Annotated in this window: 12 protein-coding genes and 1 pseudogene; 7 read left to right on the top strand and 6 right to left on the bottom strand. The window is 43.2% G+C overall.

Annotated features, from left to right (window positions below; translation table 11 throughout):
• Window positions 1–152: 152 nt before the first annotated feature.
• The gene (gene yfbR / locus F0227_RS09445) at window positions 153–746 is read right to left on the bottom strand and encodes a 5'-deoxynucleotidase (protein WP_171752948.1); all 594 of its coding nucleotides are present in this window, start codon (window positions 744–746) and stop codon (window positions 153–155) included.
• Window positions 747–959: 213 nt separating this feature from the next.
• Window positions 960–2174, bottom strand: coding sequence for a pyridoxal phosphate-dependent aminotransferase (locus F0227_RS09440; protein ID WP_171752947.1), 1215 nt, complete (start codon window positions 2172–2174; stop codon window positions 960–962).
• 475 nt (window positions 2175–2649) lie between these two features.
• Here F0227_RS09440 and F0227_RS09435 point away from each other — a divergent pair.
• From F0227_RS09435 to menE, 6 genes and pseudogenes are all read left to right on the top strand, one after another.
• Window positions 2650–3924 (top strand): annotated as a pseudogene (locus F0227_RS09435) (isochorismate synthase); the annotation flags it as partial.
• Between the two features lie 83 nt (window positions 3925–4007).
• The gene (menD, locus tag F0227_RS09430) at window positions 4008–5753 is read left to right on the top strand and encodes a 2-succinyl-5-enolpyruvyl-6-hydroxy-3-cyclohexene-1-carboxylic-acid synthase (RefSeq protein ID WP_171752945.1); all 1746 of its coding nucleotides are present in this window, start codon (window positions 4008–4010) and stop codon (window positions 5751–5753) included.
• A complete protein-coding gene (gene menH / locus F0227_RS09425) occupies window positions 5740–6558 on the top strand; it encodes a 2-succinyl-6-hydroxy-2,4-cyclohexadiene-1-carboxylate synthase (RefSeq protein ID WP_171752944.1) in 819 nt (272 codons plus the stop codon). Before menD ends, menH begins: the two co-directional genes overlap by 14 nt.
• Window positions 6537–7403: a 1,4-dihydroxy-2-naphthoyl-CoA synthase gene (gene menB, locus F0227_RS09420; RefSeq protein WP_171752943.1), complete on the top strand. Its 867-nt coding sequence runs from the start codon at window positions 6537–6539 to the stop codon at window positions 7401–7403. The genes menH and menB overlap by 22 nt, the downstream gene beginning before the upstream one ends.
• 59 nt (window positions 7404–7462) lie before the next feature.
• Window positions 7463–8455 (top strand): o-succinylbenzoate synthase, encoded by a 993-nt coding sequence (gene menC, locus F0227_RS09415; RefSeq protein ID WP_171752942.1) that lies wholly within the window; start codon window positions 7463–7465, stop codon window positions 8453–8455.
• Window positions 8456–9901, top strand: coding sequence for an o-succinylbenzoate--CoA ligase (menE, locus tag F0227_RS09410; RefSeq protein ID WP_171752941.1), 1446 nt, complete (start codon window positions 8456–8458; stop codon window positions 9899–9901).
• A 195-nt stretch (window positions 9902–10096) separates the two neighbouring features.
• Here the strand turns inward: menE and F0227_RS09405 are convergent, their stop codons facing one another.
• The 3 genes from F0227_RS09405 to F0227_RS09395 form a co-directional block, all read right to left on the bottom strand.
• Window positions 10097–11014, bottom strand: a complete 918-nt coding sequence (locus F0227_RS09405; protein ID WP_171752940.1) for a putative sulfate exporter family transporter — start codon at window positions 11012–11014, stop codon at window positions 10097–10099.
• 126 nt (window positions 11015–11140) lie between these two features.
• Window positions 11141–13015 (bottom strand): MFS transporter, encoded by a 1875-nt coding sequence (locus F0227_RS09400; RefSeq protein ID WP_171752939.1) that lies wholly within the window; start codon window positions 13013–13015, stop codon window positions 11141–11143.
• A gap of 9 nt (window positions 13016–13024) precedes the next feature.
• Window positions 13025–13618 (bottom strand): TetR-like C-terminal domain-containing protein, encoded by a 594-nt coding sequence (locus F0227_RS09395; protein WP_171752938.1) that lies wholly within the window; start codon window positions 13616–13618, stop codon window positions 13025–13027.
• A gap of 449 nt (window positions 13619–14067) precedes the next feature.
• Here F0227_RS09395 and F0227_RS09390 point away from each other — a divergent pair, with 449 nt between their 5' ends.
• The gene (locus F0227_RS09390; protein WP_171752937.1) at window positions 14068–14943 is read left to right on the top strand and encodes a TIM44-like domain-containing protein; all 876 of its coding nucleotides are present in this window, start codon (window positions 14068–14070) and stop codon (window positions 14941–14943) included.
• Window positions 14944–15086: 143 nt separating this feature from the next.
• On the opposite strand, the gene pta is transcribed toward F0227_RS09390, so the two are convergent.
• A complete protein-coding gene (gene pta, locus F0227_RS09385; RefSeq protein ID WP_171752936.1) occupies window positions 15087–17222 on the bottom strand; it encodes a phosphate acetyltransferase in 2136 nt (711 codons plus the stop codon).
• Window positions 17223–17320: the final 98 nt, after the last annotated feature.

Here is a 17320-nt window from a genome sequence, read left to right as displayed (position 1 = left end):
GAGAGTTACCTCTTTTCTTTGATTTAAGATTCAGCACCTTAATCAAAGTGGGTAACTCTCTTCTTTTCAAATTGAAGTGTCAGATCTAGTCGGAACTAATACAAATGAGCTGACGTTTAGTTTTCGTTCACTGTAGATATCAGGGGTATTGGTTAACCCGATATTTTATCCAGTGTGGTGGTGCAACTATCACAAAAAATAGCCATAAATACTTTTACTTCAGGGTGATCTTTACTTAGCTGTTCGATCTTCTCATCTAAGTGCTCTTTTACGTGTAAAAATTCATCGTTATTAAAGCGCAACTCGTTCATGGTTTTTATATAGGCAGATAGTATATCCGCGGCTTTTACAATGGCTTTATACTCGGCATCTACCTTCTCTTGTACCAGCAGGCTTTCAAACTCGTCTCGTAAATCTTGGGGAATGGTCGCCAAACACTCTTCTTCCGCGATGGCCTCTAGTTTTTTGAATGCTTTGGTGAATTCGGGATTGTGGTACTTTGTTCGAGTGTTAATATCCTGAAGTTTTGTTTCTGATACTTCATGGTATATGGCAACGGTTGCGGCTCTTTCAGGGCTTAACTCAGCTCCGAAACGTTTGTTTTTAATGACGGTGAGTAAATGGGCAATAACAGCGACTTGGTGACAATGCTCTGATACGTTCTCTTCCTGAAAACAGTGCATCAATGACCATCTTTTTATTAGCGGCATTCGGGTAATCCAAGCAATAAACGTGCTCTGTTCCATCTTTACTCCTTATACCAATCGTATTAGCTAAATGATCAAAATGAGTTCGATTTCCTAGACGGCTTAAGATATTCCTATGCGTTTGTAAATGGACGTTTGTCCATTCAGGTCTATTCCGTCGAGTTCCATTTTATCTGACCAGATAGTAAGTCGAATTGGGTTTACTTTTGGCAATTGAAAAAGGCTCCATAGGAGCCTTTAGTTTAAAGAAGATTATTGACTATAGGTAGATAAAAATCGCTCAAATCGCCCAATAGCAAGCTCTAGATCCTCAACATGAGGCAGGGTGACAATTCGGAAATGGTCTGGTTTGGGCCAATTAAAGCCGGTTCCTTGTACTAAAAGCACTTTTTCTTGAACCAAGAAATCCAACACCATTTTTTGGTCGTCTTTGATATTGTACATTTTGGTGTCAATTTTAGGGAACAAGTACATCGCTCCCTTAGGTTTCTTACAAGTAATGCCGGGGATTTGAGTGATGAGCTCAAATGCTCTATCACGCTGTTCTAGCAAGCGACCACCCGGAAGAATCAGTTCGTTAATACTTTGATAGCCACCAAGCGCGGTTTGGATTGCGTGTTGCATGGCCACATTTGCGCATAAACGCATTGAAGCGAGCATATCTAAACCATCAGAATAACCTTTTGCCAAATGTTTAGGCCCGGTTAAGAACATCCAACCACTACGAAAACCACAAACGCGGTAAGCTTTGGATAGTCCGTTAAAGGTCATGATGAGTACATCATCGGCAAGGGAGGCGATAGAGGTATGAGTTGCGCCATCATAGAGAACTTTGTCGTATATCTCGTCGGCGAACACAATCAAGTTATGCTGTCTGGCAATCTCTAATACGTCTTGTAAAAAGTCTCTGCTATATACCGCACCAGTTGGATTGTTTGGGTTAATCAAAACAATACCACGGGTTTTGCTGGTTATTTTGCTTTTAATATCGTCTAAATCTGGATACCAATCGGACTCTTCATCACAAATATAGTGAACGGGGTTTCCTCCAGACAGAGAGACAGCGGCTGTCCATAATGGGTAGTCAGGAGCAGGAACCAGCAGTTCATCGCCGTTGTTTAGTAGCGCTTGCATCGCCATTACAATCAACTCTGACACACCATTACCAATGTAGACATCTTCTACATCAAAGCTGCGAATGCCTCGTTTTTGATAGTGTTGAACGACGGCTTTACGGGCAGAATAAATACCTTTGGAGTCGGCATAGCCCTGAGATGTTGGAAGGTTACGAATAACATCCACTAGAATTTCGTCAGGGGCATCGAAACCAAATGGGGCTGGATTACCGATGTTCAGTTTTAGAATTTTATGCCCTTCTTCTTCCATGCGCTTAGCATGTTTAAGTACTGGGCCCCTAATGTCATAGCAGACATTATCGAGTTTTGATGACATCCCGATATTTTGCATGGTTTAGATCCTGATAATTCCTATTTTACTTTATCAAAGTACACCATAAATCTAATTTTTAGTATAAAAATCTGTCATATATGAACTTTTAATTGGTGAAAAGAAAAAGGTTGCAAGAATATCCATGTATTCAGGCGTGTTGGTCTTTCAATGTCGAGCCTGTGATGCCTGAAAAAAGTGTTAGGCATCACCCTACGGGCTGAGATCATTTTTCCCGCTAACTGCGTTAGAAATTTTGAAATTAGCCCACTAGTAACTGCAATTTCTGCCTTGTTATCAGAAAAAATGGCTCTCAGCAGGAGGATATATGAAAGATCAACGCGCTCTAGCCTCAAAACTGACGTTGTCTACTTGATTTGAGCCTTTTCAGACAATAGAGTATCGGGCATACGTGATCGCTTAGCAATCCCTTATAAAATGTAAGGTTTTAAGTGTTTTTAGTGTGAATTTTTCTATTGACATACTAGAGGTTGATTTGTCCCAATTTAGTCAAGCTATTGCTGAGTTAATTCAACAAATAAAAGATGCAAACGAGCATGATAGTAAACTTACCCAAGCTATAGATACATTAGCAGGGTTCTCCTGCGTTGATTGGCTTGAAGCACAGCCTCATTTTCCTAAATTTTACTGGCAGTCCCGCGATACCAGAGAAGAAGTGGTCGCGTTGGGAAAAGTTCATGCCTTTTCTGACCCAGCACCTGCATATACTATTTTGGCTGATGGCCAACGTGTGTGGGGAGGGAGAGCATTTCAATCATCTGAAGATGATGGTCTACCTAGTTCTCTGTTTTTTCTGCCACAAATAGAGTTGGTACGTTTTGATGACCAATGGTCCATTAGCGTTAATTTAGATAACAACATATCGACAATTATTTCTGCCTTAAAGCAACTCTGTTGCGACTATTTAGAACTTCCTTCTATTTCGACCAATATTCAGAGTATTAGCCATATCCCTGAACAAAGTGATTGGAATGATCAAATAGAGGATGTGTTAGATAAAATTAAGCAGGATCAGTTTAAAAAAGTCGTATTGGCGCGTAAGAGCATTGTGCAGCTTGATGGACAACTTTCTCCAGCACAGTTATTAAAAGCAAGTGTCGCTCATAACCATCACAGTTTTCACTTTCTATTTGCATTGGATGCTAGCCAAAGTTTTGTGGGGTCGACTCCTGAGCGCTTGTATAGCCGTAACGGTCAAGAGCTGGAAACAGAAGCGTTGGCTGGAACCATTGGTAGAGGAAAAACTGCACGAAAAGATTTAGATTTGGCTAACTGGTTGGCGCAGGATAAAAAGAATCTTTGTGAAAATCAGTATGTGGTGGACGATATTGTAGCAAGGCTTGAACCGCACTCTACTGCCATTGAGGCGCAAAACGAAGCGAGGTTGATTCGTTTGCGTAAAGTTCAACACTTAAAACGAGAGATTCGTGCTTCTCTTAAATCCGGGGTAAATGGTGTTCAGTTGTTATCTGCACTTCAACCTACTGCGGCTGTAGCAGGGTTGCCTAGAGAAGAAGCGATGAAATACATATTGCAACATCAACCTTTTTCGCGAGGTTGGTACAGCGGTTCTATCGGTTATATTAGTCATCATAAAGCGGAGTTTTGTGTCGCAATACGCAGCGCTTTAGTCAATGGTGATCAGGTTAATTTGTACGCTGGCGCCGGTATTGTTGAAGGCTCTCAGGCTGAATATGAATGGCAAGAATTAGATAAAAAAATGTCCACCTTGCTCTGCTTATTGAAAGATAGGCAGCCACAAGATGATTCAATGCAGGATGAGGCGATGTCGGCAAGTTCTAACCAGAATAGTGCATCTTTTGGTGTCGCCTCATGAGTGACTCATCTACAGACCAAGCAGTACTGAATAGATTGTGGTGTCGAATCATTATCGAAGAGTTGTGCCGATTTGGTGTTGAGCATGTCTGCATTGCACCGGGATCACGCTCTACACCGTTGACGCTAGAAGCGGATAGCAATAACAAGTTGACCTTGCATACTCATTTTGATGAGAGAGGGTTAGCTTTTCACGCGCTAGGTATGGCGAAAACCAGCAATAAGCCGGTTGCTGTGATTGTTACTTCTGGAACCGCGGTTGCTAATCTACTGCCGGCAATTGCCGAGTCGGGATTAACCAAAGAGAAATTACTGCTGTTAACGGCTGATCGTCCTATCGAACTGATCGATTGTGGGGCCAATCAGGCGATTTCACAGGTGGATATATTTGCTCAACATATTACGGCATCATTGAATTTACTGTCACCAAATAGACAAGTCTCTCCTCAATGGCTGCTTACCTCAATAGATCAATTGATGGTGAAGCAGCAGTTAGAAGGGGGAGCAATTCATATTAATTGCCCTTTCCCGGAACCTCTCTATTCGGATCAGATCATCTCTGAAGAGAGTGACTATCTCGCGCCAATTGAACCATGGCTTAAACAACAAGACAGTTATTGTCAGTATCACTCCTGTCGTATAGAGAGTTGTGATGTTCTAGAACCGTTGCAAGATCGCAAAGGCGTCATTGCGGTAGGGCAAGTTGATCTGGCTACGGCACAAGCGGTAGCTCAACTCGCATCAACATTAGGGTGGCCATTATTGTGTGACCCTCAATCTGGTATATCGAGTGACTGGCAGCATTATGATATTTGGCTTCAAAATCAGCAGGCTCACCGAGAGTTGGCTCAATGTGACGTCATCTTACAGTTTGGTGCTAGGTTTGTTTCGAAAAGAATACATGCATTTATTAAAAATAGTGAATGTGACTATATTTTAGTTTCAGAGGGTGATGATCGCTTAAATCCAAATCATCTGCCATTAACCAGAATTAGTGCACAACCTTTGCAATGGGCAAAGCAACAGCAAAAGCGGCTGGCTGATAAGCGCGGCTGTTATTTTGGTTGGGCTGATGAGCTTATTCGTTTTTCTAAGCAGGTAAAGCAGCTTGCGGTAAATTGCTCGGGTTTGAGCGGTAATGATGCTTCCGAGAACGCTATGCCCGCTAACGAGCTGTCGGAACTGAGATTGGCGGCGAGATTGAATGAGATTGCGGCGAATCATGACCTGTTTATCGGTAATAGCTTAATCGTACGCTTAGTGGATATGGTTACCGCTCTATCTGCTAATCAAGTTTATACCAATCGTGGTGCATCAGGAATAGATGGTCTGGTTGCGACTGCAACGGGTGTTCAAGCGGTAAATCAGCAACCTATGCTGATGTTGGTGGGGGATACCTCGCTACTTTATGATTTAAATTCGCTCTCCTTGTGTAGCCGTGGTGTGCCATTGGTGATCGTTGTTACCAACAACGATGGTGGCGCTATATTTGATCTTCTGCCTGTTCCTGAGCAGCAGAAACAGGCTCTGTATAAGATGCCTCATGGATATCAGTTTAAGTACGCAGCTCTGCAATTTGGCTTGGCTTACCTGAAGCCTGATAGTTTGGCTGAGCTCATCTCTTGCGCTCAAGAGCATTTAACCTCGGGTCGAGGTAGCCTGTTGATAGAAGTGATAACACCGTCTGAGCAAGCGTCCAGCGATATCAAAGCTTTGGTTAAGTCTATCAATGCTTACCACTAAATTTGTTCCAGCGGAATCCTCGACGGAGAAGCCTACCTTAGTTTTTCTGCATGGTTTGCTTGGATGTAGCAACGATTGGTTACAGGTGAGCGAACAACTGAGCGACTACAACCGGTTGTTTATTGATCTTCCGGGGCATGGAACAAGTCGCGACAGTATTGTTACTGGTTTTGATGATACTTGTAAGATGATCGCTGGCGCTATTGCTGAGTCGCCAGCACAGCAGTCACCAATACTGTTAGTGGGGTACTCGTTAGGAGCACGCCTACTTATGTATGGCATCGTTAATAGCTATTTTGCCAGCGTTAAGGTGGTAGGTTGTGTGGTTGAAGGTGGTAACTTTGGTTTAACCAGCCAATCAGAGAAACAATTACGCTTGCAAAATGATCAACGTTGGGCGGAATGTTTTACTGATAAACCAATGACACATGTGTTACAAAAGTGGTATCAGCAGCCGGTGTTTGTTTCATTAACTGACAGACAGAGGGCGCACTTGGTAGAGCAGCGTCAAGATAATAGTGGCGTCGCGATTGGCCGTATGTTGCTGGCGACATCGTTAGCAAAACAACCTTTTTTATTAGATCGACTACTACAATATAAAATGTATTTTCATTATGTTTGTGGTGAAAACGATCTAAAATTTTATCAATTAGCAACCAGTAGTGGATTAGTTTTCACTGCTATTAAAGAGGCTGGACATAATGTTCATCATGAACAGCCAGCTCAATTTGCGTCGCTAATTCGGACTCAAACAGAACAGTTTATAACTAATTGGAATGAATCATGGCAAGAACCATCGGAATGACTGAAGAAGAACTTTACGCACCAGTAAATTGGCAGGACTGCAGTTCTGAATATCAAGATATTCATTATCATAAAACAGCGGATGGTATCGCTAAGATTACCATTGCGCGTCCACAGGTGAGAAACGCCTTTCGTCCTCAAACCGTAAAAGAGATGATCAGTGCTTTAGCGGATGCTCGTTATGATGAAAGCGTGGGGGTGATTATTCTCACTGGATTGGGTGAAGATGCATTTTGCTCTGGTGGCGATCAGAAAATTCGTGGTGATTATGGTGGCTATCGTGATGAGAGTGGCACACATCATTTGAATGTGCTGGATTTCCAACGCCAAATCCGTACTTGTCCTAAACCGGTTATCGCGGCAGTGGCTGGTTATGCTGTTGGTGGTGGCCATGTTTTACATATGATGTGTGACTTAACTATTGCTGCTGAGAATGCTCAATTTGGTCAAACGGGACCTAAAGTAGGATCGTTTGATGGTGGTTGGGGCGCGTCTTACATGGCTCGTATCGTTGGCCAGAAAAAAGCGCGAGAAATCTGGTTCTTATGCCGCTTTTATGATGCGCAAGAAGCGGTGGATATGGGATTAGTGAATACTGTCGTTCCGGTCGACCAATTAGAAAGAGAGACGGTACGTTGGTGTCGTGAAGTACTACAACACAGCCCGATGGCTCTCCGCTGCTTGAAAGCGGCATTAAACGCAGATTGTGATGGTCAGGCGGGTCTTCAAGAGTTAGCGGGTAATGCCACCATGATGTTCTATATGACAGATGAAGGGCAAGAAGGTCGCAACTCATTTAATGAGAAACGTCGTCCTGATTTCTCCAAGTTTCCTAGAAACCCATAAAGTCGTTTAGGCAATATTTTTGTTATTGGGATAAATAAATATTTCTAGGAAGAGAGTTAATGCGTAAAGCAAAGTTATACAAATATCAATTACCCATGGACAGTGGTGTGATTCTTCGTGATGAAAAATTGACGGAGAGAGAAGGCTGGATCGTGGAACTTCACGATGGCGATAATAGTTCTTATGGGGAAATTGCACCACTTACTGGCTTCAGTCAGGAATCTACCAGTGAAGCGGGCATTCAGGCTCAGGCCGAATTAGAACGTTGGGTCACAGGAGAAGAGATAGATTTTGACGCCCTATATCCATCGGTTGCTTTTGGGCTTTCAATGGCTCAGTTTGAGTTAGCAGGTAATTTACCTGCGGAAGGAAGTTATCACAGTGCTCCTCTATGTACTGGTGATCCGGATGATTTATTGCCTGTTTTAGAGGCGATGCCAAAGGATAATAAAGTCGCTAAGGTTAAAGTGGGTTTATACGAGCCTATTCGTGATGGGATGATCACTAACCTATTCTTGGAAACTATTCCGGACTTAAAACTAAGGTTAGACGCAAATAGAGCTTGGACGATAGAGAAAGCAGAGAAGTTTGCTTCTTACATCAATCCTTCTTATCGCCAACGCATTGAGTTTATCGAAGAACCTTGTAGAAAACCCGGTGATAGCTTTTCGTTTGCCATCGACACTGGAATCGCGATTGCCTGGGATGAAACCTTGCAAGAGTCGGTACGAGATGATGATTTTGATCTTGGCAACATGACGGGATCAAAAGTGATCATTATTAAGCCGACTCTGATTGGTTCAGTGGCTCGATGTGTTGGACTGGTAGAGGCTGCGAAACGACTGGGGATTACGGTCATATTTAGTTCTAGTCTTGAATCCAGCTTAGGTCTTTGTCAGGTGGCAAGAATGGCACATTGGTTAACGCCTAATAGCATTCCCGGATTAGATACCATTAAGATGTTTGCGGCTCAACTTGAGACTCCATGGCCTGATTGTGATCTGCCTGTTGAGCCTGTTAGTCACCAAACCATTGTTTGGCAGAGTGAGTAAATGTCAGCGAAGGATCCATTAACCTTCTGGGCGGAGAGTCAGGGCGACTCTCCGGCCTTAATCACTTCCCATCACCAGTACAGTTGGCAACAGCTAAATCAACAAGTGACGAATACAAGCAATTTGATGGTTCAGCAGGGGCTTAAGCCTTTTGATGTTCTGGCTTGTATTGGAAAAAATGATGTTGAGTTGTTGATCGTTTATTTAGCCGCTATTCGGCTTGGTGTTATTCCGGCAATGGTCGCGCCTCAGCCAACAGTACCTTTACAGCAAAAGTTTCAACAACTCGCCTGTCATTTTATCTGGCTAGGTAAAGGTGCAGAGCATCTGGATAAAACCAGTTTTGAATGCAGTGATTACCACTTTGTGTCAGATGTGTTACCTCGAATTAGTTCAAAGGCTTGTGGCGCAGAAATAGATCTCGATATGTCAGTCGTCGATGATCTAGAGATAATGAAAGATGACGCAATTGTCAGTATTATTTTTACCTCCGGATCAACAGGGCAACCTAAAGCGATAGCACATAGTGCTAGCAATCATTTGTCATCGGCAACGGGGTTATTAGAGGTTTTTTCATTTACTTCTACCGATACTTGGCAGCTTAGCCTACCTTTATTTCATGTGTCGGGGCTGGCTATTGTATGGCGCTGGTTAGCTGTTGGAGCATCACTTAAAGTCGGTGATGGCGTATCACTTTATGATGATCTAAATGGGGCGACTCACGCCTCTTTGGTGGCGACACAACTTCAGCGATTGCTAGATAGTAACCAACCATTGACGTTAACGCATGTATTGCTTGGTGGCAGTGCGATTCCACTACCGTTGGCTTTGCAGGCTAAAGAGCGGGGCATTGAAACATGGTTAGGTTATGGCATGACAGAAGCTGCTTCTACAGTAACGGCAAAGGTGGTTGATGGTCAGAGCGGTGTGGGGAATGTGCTATCTCACCGACAGTTGAAGCTGGTAAATCAGCGTATATATATTGCTGGTGAGACCTTAGCTAAAGGGCAGTTTGTTAAAGGGAAACTGCAAGCGTTTGACAATGATGGCTGGTTTGATAGTGGCGATCTTGGTGAGTGGCGGCAGGGTGAACTGCACATTTTAGGTCGGGCTGACAATCAGTTTATTTCCGGTGGTGAGAATATCCATTGCGAAGAGATAGAACAGGTTCTAATTCAGCATCAAGATATTGATTTAGTGTTTGTTGTCGCCGTCAAAGACAGTGAATTTGGCGCTCGTCCTGTCGCGCTAATATCCAGTCATCAACCTCTACAACCTAGTTGCTATCAGGGGCTGTTACAGCAGCAGTTGGAGAAGTTTAAATGGCCTATTGATTACTACTTATTGCCGCGAGATCTTTTGCAAACTAATGGTATTAAAGTGTCTCGACAACGGGTGGCTAAATGGTTTGTTGAAAACCAGAGTACCTATCAATTGGTTATGTGATAGTTCCAATCGGAATTTATTTTATAGACAGTTCTGGCTAATAATATCGCTATAAAGGATTAGTCAGAAACGTGTCGATAAATGAAATTATTAATCGTATTAGTGAGTAGTTGCGTGCTGTTTGCCATAGTGAGCGAAGGACTTGTTCAGGCTATTGCTGAGCTGCTCGCCTTCGCCACTATTGCTTACTTTGTGTTAAGAAAACACCAACCAGCTAAGGGACAAGCTAGAAATCACTACCCACAAAAAGACACCGAATAGTAGTGGCTTAGCGCCGGCTTTTCGTAGCTTCTCTACCGATATACCGCTACCAATAAAGAATAGACAGAGAACCAATGTTTTTTGCGCGATGGAAAATATGCCATCATATAACGCTTCAAATTGTGGTAAGTAGTCACTTACTACTATGGCTGCACAGTAGAAAAGAATAAAATAGGGAATGGTGATTTTTTTATTATCACTTTTAAACAGCATGGTACTAACAAACGCTACAGGTATGATCCATAAAGCCCGTGCAAGTTTGAGCGTTGTGGCGGTTTTTAGAGCTTCTTCTCCATAAGCTGAAGCCGCGCCAACAACAGAAGAGGTATCATGGATGGCGATGGCCGCCCAAGTACCAAAAGTGTGTTGGTCCAATCCTAAACTATGACCAATGACCGGAAAGATAAATAGGGCGACGGAGTTGAGTACAAATACCGTCGCTAAAGCTAAGCCTGTCTGCTCATCATTGGCTTTAATGGCGGGTGAAACCGCTGCAATCGCACTTCCTCCACATATGGAGGTGCCCGCAGAAATCAGATAACCAGTGTGTCGATCTAATCCAATTTTCCTTGTTAGCAATGAGCCAAGAACCAGCGTCCCCAAAATAGTGAATACAATCAGTCCTATGCCATCTCCGGTGACCTCGAGTGCTTGCTGAAAATGGATGCCAAACCCTAGTCCTATAATGGAGTAGGCCAATAGCTTCTTGGTTAGTTTTGCCACAGGGATATGTGAAGGTACCAAGCCAAGACTGGAGAGTAAAAAGCCAATAACGAGCGCTGTAGGGGAAGATACCCAAGGGGTTAAACAAAATGCAGCGGCGAGAAAGAAGAGTAATATTTTTGCATTCATAATGGTTGTTGATTTTCCGAACTGAGGTTATTCATTCAAACAAGGATTAAACGCGGCTAGTGTACCGCGTCTTTTCGTTTGAGTCTGTCGCATGTTTTGTTATGCCTGTTCAATTAAAGTGAACAACTAGCAATGGTCACCTCGTAGTGCAAGGACTTTGTCTCTTAACATTGATGCGTTAAGGCCTTTGGCCGGGAGAGGTGTTCCTGCTTCAATTTCTAGCTTGGACCACACTCTGTTAGGGACACCTTTGCAGGCTCTGCCTTTGTAGCGGCTAAAATAGCTGCCCCACAGTCCTTTTAATGCCATTGGAATAACATCAACGGATGTGCGCTTGATGATGAGATCAATACCGCGCATAAACTGATGGACTTCACCATCATTAGTGAGTTGACCTTCTGGGAAGATACACACCAGCTCACCATTATCTAGCGCCTGTTCTACCTCTTTAAAAGCTCTCTTAATGGATGAGCGATTATCCGCTGAAATAGGGATGACACCTGCCCGTCTTAAGAAGCGGTTTAGCAATGGTAGGCTGGCATACTCTTCTTGCATAACAAAGCGGATCAATCGAGGACAGACAGCGCTGAGCAATAGAGCATCTAGATAACTAACATGGTTGCAGACTATCAGTGCCGGCCCTTGTTTAGGTAGATGGTGTAGATTTTTATGCGTGATTCGATACACGGTATGCGTGATCATCCAAAGCAAAAAACGAACAACAAAAATAGGCAGTTGGCAAAATAGGTAAGTCGCAACCAGTAGGTTAAGAACCGCCATCAATAGAAAGAGTTGCGGTATGCTCAGCTCGATGACCGAAAGGGAAACAATGGCGACAAGGGCGCTGCCCACCATAAATAGAGAGTTGTAAATATTATTGGCCGCAATAACCTGAGCGCGTTCGGTTGCTTTGGCTCTAGATTGAATTAGCGAGTAGAGCGGCACGATAAATAGCCCACCAGAAGCGCCAATCAGCAGTAAGTAGCTAAACATTGGCCATAAATCAGTGTGAGAAACAAAGTCATTAAAACTGGTGAGAAGCGGCAGTTGTGCCGGAATACTGTTGACCATCAGCACACCAAACAGGGTTATTCCAATACTGCCAATCGGCACAATACCTAATTCAATTCGGTGTTTTGAAAGGAAGTCACACAGTAGAGAACCAATAGCGATACCGATAGAAAAAAGTGCCAGAAGAAAAGAGACTGCGCTCTCCCCGCCATTTAAATAGATTTTAGTAAAATTGGGGAACTGAGTAAGATAACAGGCACCTAAGAACCAAAACCAGCTAATAGCCAATATGGTTTTATGAATCATGTTGTCATTTTTCGCGATAGACAAAGTGTGCCGAGTTTGAGCAACGGGTTTCCAACGTAACTTTGCTGAGGGGTTAGCTGCCGGAGTTTTAGGTATAAAGCGACTGGTTAGATAACCAGACAAGGAAAAAATAACCACCGCTAGAGCCGCGATATAGTGAGCATGCTCGGTAGATGCGATAATACCTGCACCTATGGTTCCTAATAAAATGGCTAAGAATGTGCCTGTTTCTACCAGCGCATTTCCGGGAACAAGTTCGTCTTCGCTTAAATGTTGGGGAAGTAATGCATACTTTACTGGGCCAAAGAATGCGGATTGGCAACCCATTAAAAAAAGTAGCAACAGCAAAACTTGGTAGCTTTGTGTGATAAATCCAATGGCTGCAATTACCATGATGATAATTTCTACCAGCTTAACTTTGCGAATAAACCAATCTTTATCGTACTTATCTGCCAATTCACCTGCGGTTGCGGAAAACAGAAAAAAAGGCAAAATGAATAGCCCCGCCGCTAAATTAATAAATAAATTGCTAGAGATAGGCAGCGCGCCGCTACCGACGAAGGCGACTAAGATCAGCAGAACATTTTTAAAGATATTATCGTTAAATGCACCTAAAAACTGGGTAAGAAAGTAGGGAAGAAAGCGTCTTTGGGTTAACAGTGAAAATGTACCGCTTTTTGACATGAGACTTCCTTAGTTCCAGCTTTTTAAGTAGCTGGATATAAGGTTGGATATAAGTGCTTTGCCATCGATTGGCGTGGAGGTAAAAAACATATCGTCCACACTTAACAGCGTAATACCGTGTACACCCGCCCATAATACCCGGCTAGCTTCAATGGCTTGCTCGGTTGATTTTGTAGGAGCGAGTTGCATCATTAACTGCTCTAGCATACCCGTCATATTATCAATACGTTCAACTTGCCATTGAGGCAGTTCTTCACCATTCATCGTGTGTTGAAAAATAAGTTGCCAGCGGTGAGGGTGAGCTTTTGCGAAATCGTGGTAGCAGTAGGCTAACTTATATAATGCTTCTTCAGGATCAGTGGTGGAGCGAATGGCGTTAGACGCTTCTATTTTTAGCTGATCTACGGTTTGAGCAACCGCTTGTAATAGCAACAGATTATAATTACCGAAGATATTAACTAGGGTACTGGGAACATAGCCAATCATGTTGGCGACCTTTCTTAAGCTAAGGTCATGATGGGGATTGTGATCTAAGAATTCCCGCACTTTATCGAGGGTAAGAGAGATTAACTCTTCACGGGTATGATCGTTTCTACGCGCCATGATGGTTTCTAATAATGAACAATGTTCATTATTTTATTGACCCTGCTACTGGGGGTCAAGTATTCAAGCGGCTATCTTGTAATATTCTGATACAGTTTTCTCTACTCAATTTCAGTTTGGTAGGATTACAGTCCTGCAATATGACGAGTTGAAATTTTAACCTCTTTAAAATCAACCTAATAGATATACATTTAACTTATGATTACGTTTTGTTATCTATTAAAAATGAATCTGCCGAGCTGGAAATGAGTCAAAATACAGCAAAAAAGAGCGATTTTTACTCTCTATCCCCAGTACAAGTGAGCTTGGCGAGTATCAAAACTTGTTTTATCCAGTAATATCTTCCTTAAATAAGGTACGCTGTACGGATGTAACTTGAATTATCCATGCTCAAGCCGCATATTTATAGTTACTCCAATAATAATGTTAGTTATATCAAAAGGAACAAAATGAAACGATTGTTAGCTATGGTCGCATTAGTGATCTTTGCTGTATCGACTTCTCCCGTTGCTGAAGCAAAAAAATTCGGTGGTGGTAAGTCGTTCGGTAAATTATTTAAAACGGCTCCTGCACCTAAACAGAAAACAACCAACACCAGCACATTAAAGAAAGATCAAACAACGGCGCAATCAGGTACCAAGCGCGGTTTAATGGGAGGCTTGATGGGTGGTTTGTTGGCTGGCGGTTTGTTAGCAGCATTCTTTGGTGGCGCGTTTGAGGGTATTCAGTTTATGGATATTCTTATTATCGGTCTTGTTGCTTACTTTGCCTTTAAGTTCCTTCGCGGAATGTTAGGGGCCAAAATGGGCAGTATGAATCAACGGGCTTATGATGGTGCAAACTATCAGCAGTACCAGCAAGAGAGTCAACAGCAAACCAACAACCAGCAGTTTGAACAACAGTCGCAAACTGGCGGTGGTTTCGGTGCCAATGGACACAGTGATGTTCCGTTTCGTTTCCCAGCGGGGTTTGATCAAGTTGCCTTTGTGAATGGCTCTAGAGAACACTATAGAGTGATTCAAGGTGCATGGAACCACAATGAACTTCATACTATTGAAGAGTATGTTTCTGCCGATCTATTTGCCGACCTCTCTGCTGAGAGAGCAAAACTAAGCGGTGAGCAGCATACCGATGTCATGTATGTCGATGCGGAAATTGTTCGTGCAGATTGTGATGCGAGTAAAGCGCAACTAAGCCTTCAATTTAAAGGCCGTTACCGCGATGCGGTTGAAGGTATCGAAGAAGATATCGAAGATGTGTGGCATCTAGAGCGTGATCTTACTGTCGACAATGCACCGTGGTTGATTATTGGTATTCAAGGATAATGACTATCAAGCTGAGTCGCTCATTTCACCTGATTAGAGTGTGATTTGGTCATTAACTAACGACTGAGCTATTTGCAAATAAAAACGGGACCTAATGGTCCCGTTTTCGTATTCACTGAACGTTATGTTACTAACAGTGCAGGTTAAGCTTGATCGGCCTGAATGGCTGTTAATGCGATGGTATACACAATATCGTCAACCAATGCACCACGAGACAAGTCGTTTACAGGTTTACGCATACCTTGAAGCATAGGACCAATAGAGACTAGGTCAGCAGAACGCTGTACGGCTTTGTAAGTCGTATTACCGGTATTTAGGTCTGGGAATACAAATACAGTCGCTTTACCTGCTACAGGAGAGTTTGGCGCTTTAGAAGCCGCAACATTTTCCATAATGGCAGCGTCGTACTGAAGTGGACCATCAATGACGAGATCAGGACGTTTTGCTTTAGCAAGTTTGGTTGCTTCACGAACTTTATCAACATCAGCGCCTTTACCTGACTCACCAGTAGAGTAAGAGATCATGGCAACTCGTGGGTCAATGCCAAATGCTGCAGCTGAATCTGCCGATTGAATGGCAATTTCCGCTAGCTGTTCAGCGGTTGGATCTGGGTTGATTGCACAGTCACCATAAACAAGTACTTGATCAGGCAACAGCATAAAGAATACCGAAGAAACAATCGAAGCATCTGGTGCGGTTTTAATGATCTGGAATGGTGGAACAATTGTATTGGCTGTGGTGTGTACTGCACCAGAAACCAACCCATCGACTTCATCATTCTCTAGCATCATGGTACCAAGGAATACAGAGTCTTCTAGTTTCTCGCGAGCCACAACTTCTGTCATGCCTTTCTTCTCACGAAGCTCAACAAGACGAGGAACGTATTTTTCACGAACGGCATCAGAGTCGATGATTTCTACGCCTGTACCTAATTCAACACCTTGTTGTTCTGCAACGCGGCGAATCTCTTCAGGGTTACCTAAAAGTACACAGTTAGCAATACCACGCTCTGCACAAATAGCAGCTGCTTTAACGGTACGTGGTTCATCACCTTCAGGAAGAACAATACGCTTAGCTGCACGACGAGCAAACTCAGTTAACTGGTAACGGAATGCTGGTGGGCTTAAACGGCGTATACCTTCGCTGCCTTCAGATAATGAGTCTATCCAAGGGCCATCGATGTGACTTGCTACGTGGTCGTTAACGTATTCGATACGTTCTTTATCATCAGCAGGTACTTCTAAGCTAAAGCTTTGAAGGTTAAGAGACGTCTGCCATGTGTTGCCTTCTGCTTTGAAGATAGGCAAGCCAGTATCAAAGGCGCGTTGACACAGTTTTTGAATCTCTACAGGAAGATCATAGCCACCAGTAAGCAACATTGCACCAATCTCAACACCATTCATTGCGGCAAGGGCTGCTGCAACAATAACATCAGGACGGTCTGCAGAAGTCACTAGCAGTGAGCCAGCTCTAAAGTGCTCAATCATGTGTGGTACAGAACGGGCACAGAAAGTGATGCTCTTAATACGGCGAGTCATCATATCACCTTCGCTAACAATCTCGGCGCCTAGGTGTTTCGCCATATCGATCGCACGAGTAGCGATTAAATCGATTTTCCAAGGTACGCAGCCAAGTACACGAATAGGACTGTTGTTGATGATTTCCATTGTACGGATGTCAGCTTGCTGTGCTGCATCTGCTTCATCAAATATTTCTGACAAGTCAGGGCGAGTACGGCCAGCATCGTCAACAGGTGCATTCAGCTTGTTAATAATCACACCAGAGATGTTCTTATTCTTGGCACCACCAAAGTTAGAAACAGCTAGTTCAATGCGTTCTCTAAGTTGAGTAACATTATATGTACCCGGAGTCGCAACAAAAACAATTTCAGCACCTAAAGTTTTGGCAACTTCTTGGTTTACTTGGTTAGCAAATGGGTGTTTGCGTGTTGGTACCAAGCCTTCGATTAATGTGACTTCTGCATCATTAACTTGGTTGTAACGCTCAACGATTGATTCAAGCAATACATCCATTTTCTCGTTGCCGATCAAAGATTCAGCTTCGTGCATTGGTGTTGGGCTTGCTGTTTTAATATCGCTGTTAGCGTTGATGATAGTAGACGTTAAGTCTGGTTGGTTACCACCGTGGCGCGGTTGAGCAATAGGCTTAAGGAAAGAAACGTTAACACCTTTTCGTTCCATCGCGCGAATTACACCTAAACTAACACTGGTTAAACCAACACCAGCGCTAATTGGTACAAGCATAATAGTACGGGACATGTGTAGAGTACCTCTAATTACAGGGAGATGGCTCAATGGATATTAGGAATGACTTATTGAGCCCTAAAACAAAACTGGCTAACTTTCGTTAGCCAGTC

Origin of the sequence: Vibrio sp. 99-8-1 (assembly GCF_013114595.1) — a bacterium.
Classification (GTDB): domain Bacteria; phylum Pseudomonadota; class Gammaproteobacteria; order Enterobacterales; family Vibrionaceae; genus Vibrio.
This window is presented reverse-complemented; position numbering and strand designations above follow the sequence as displayed.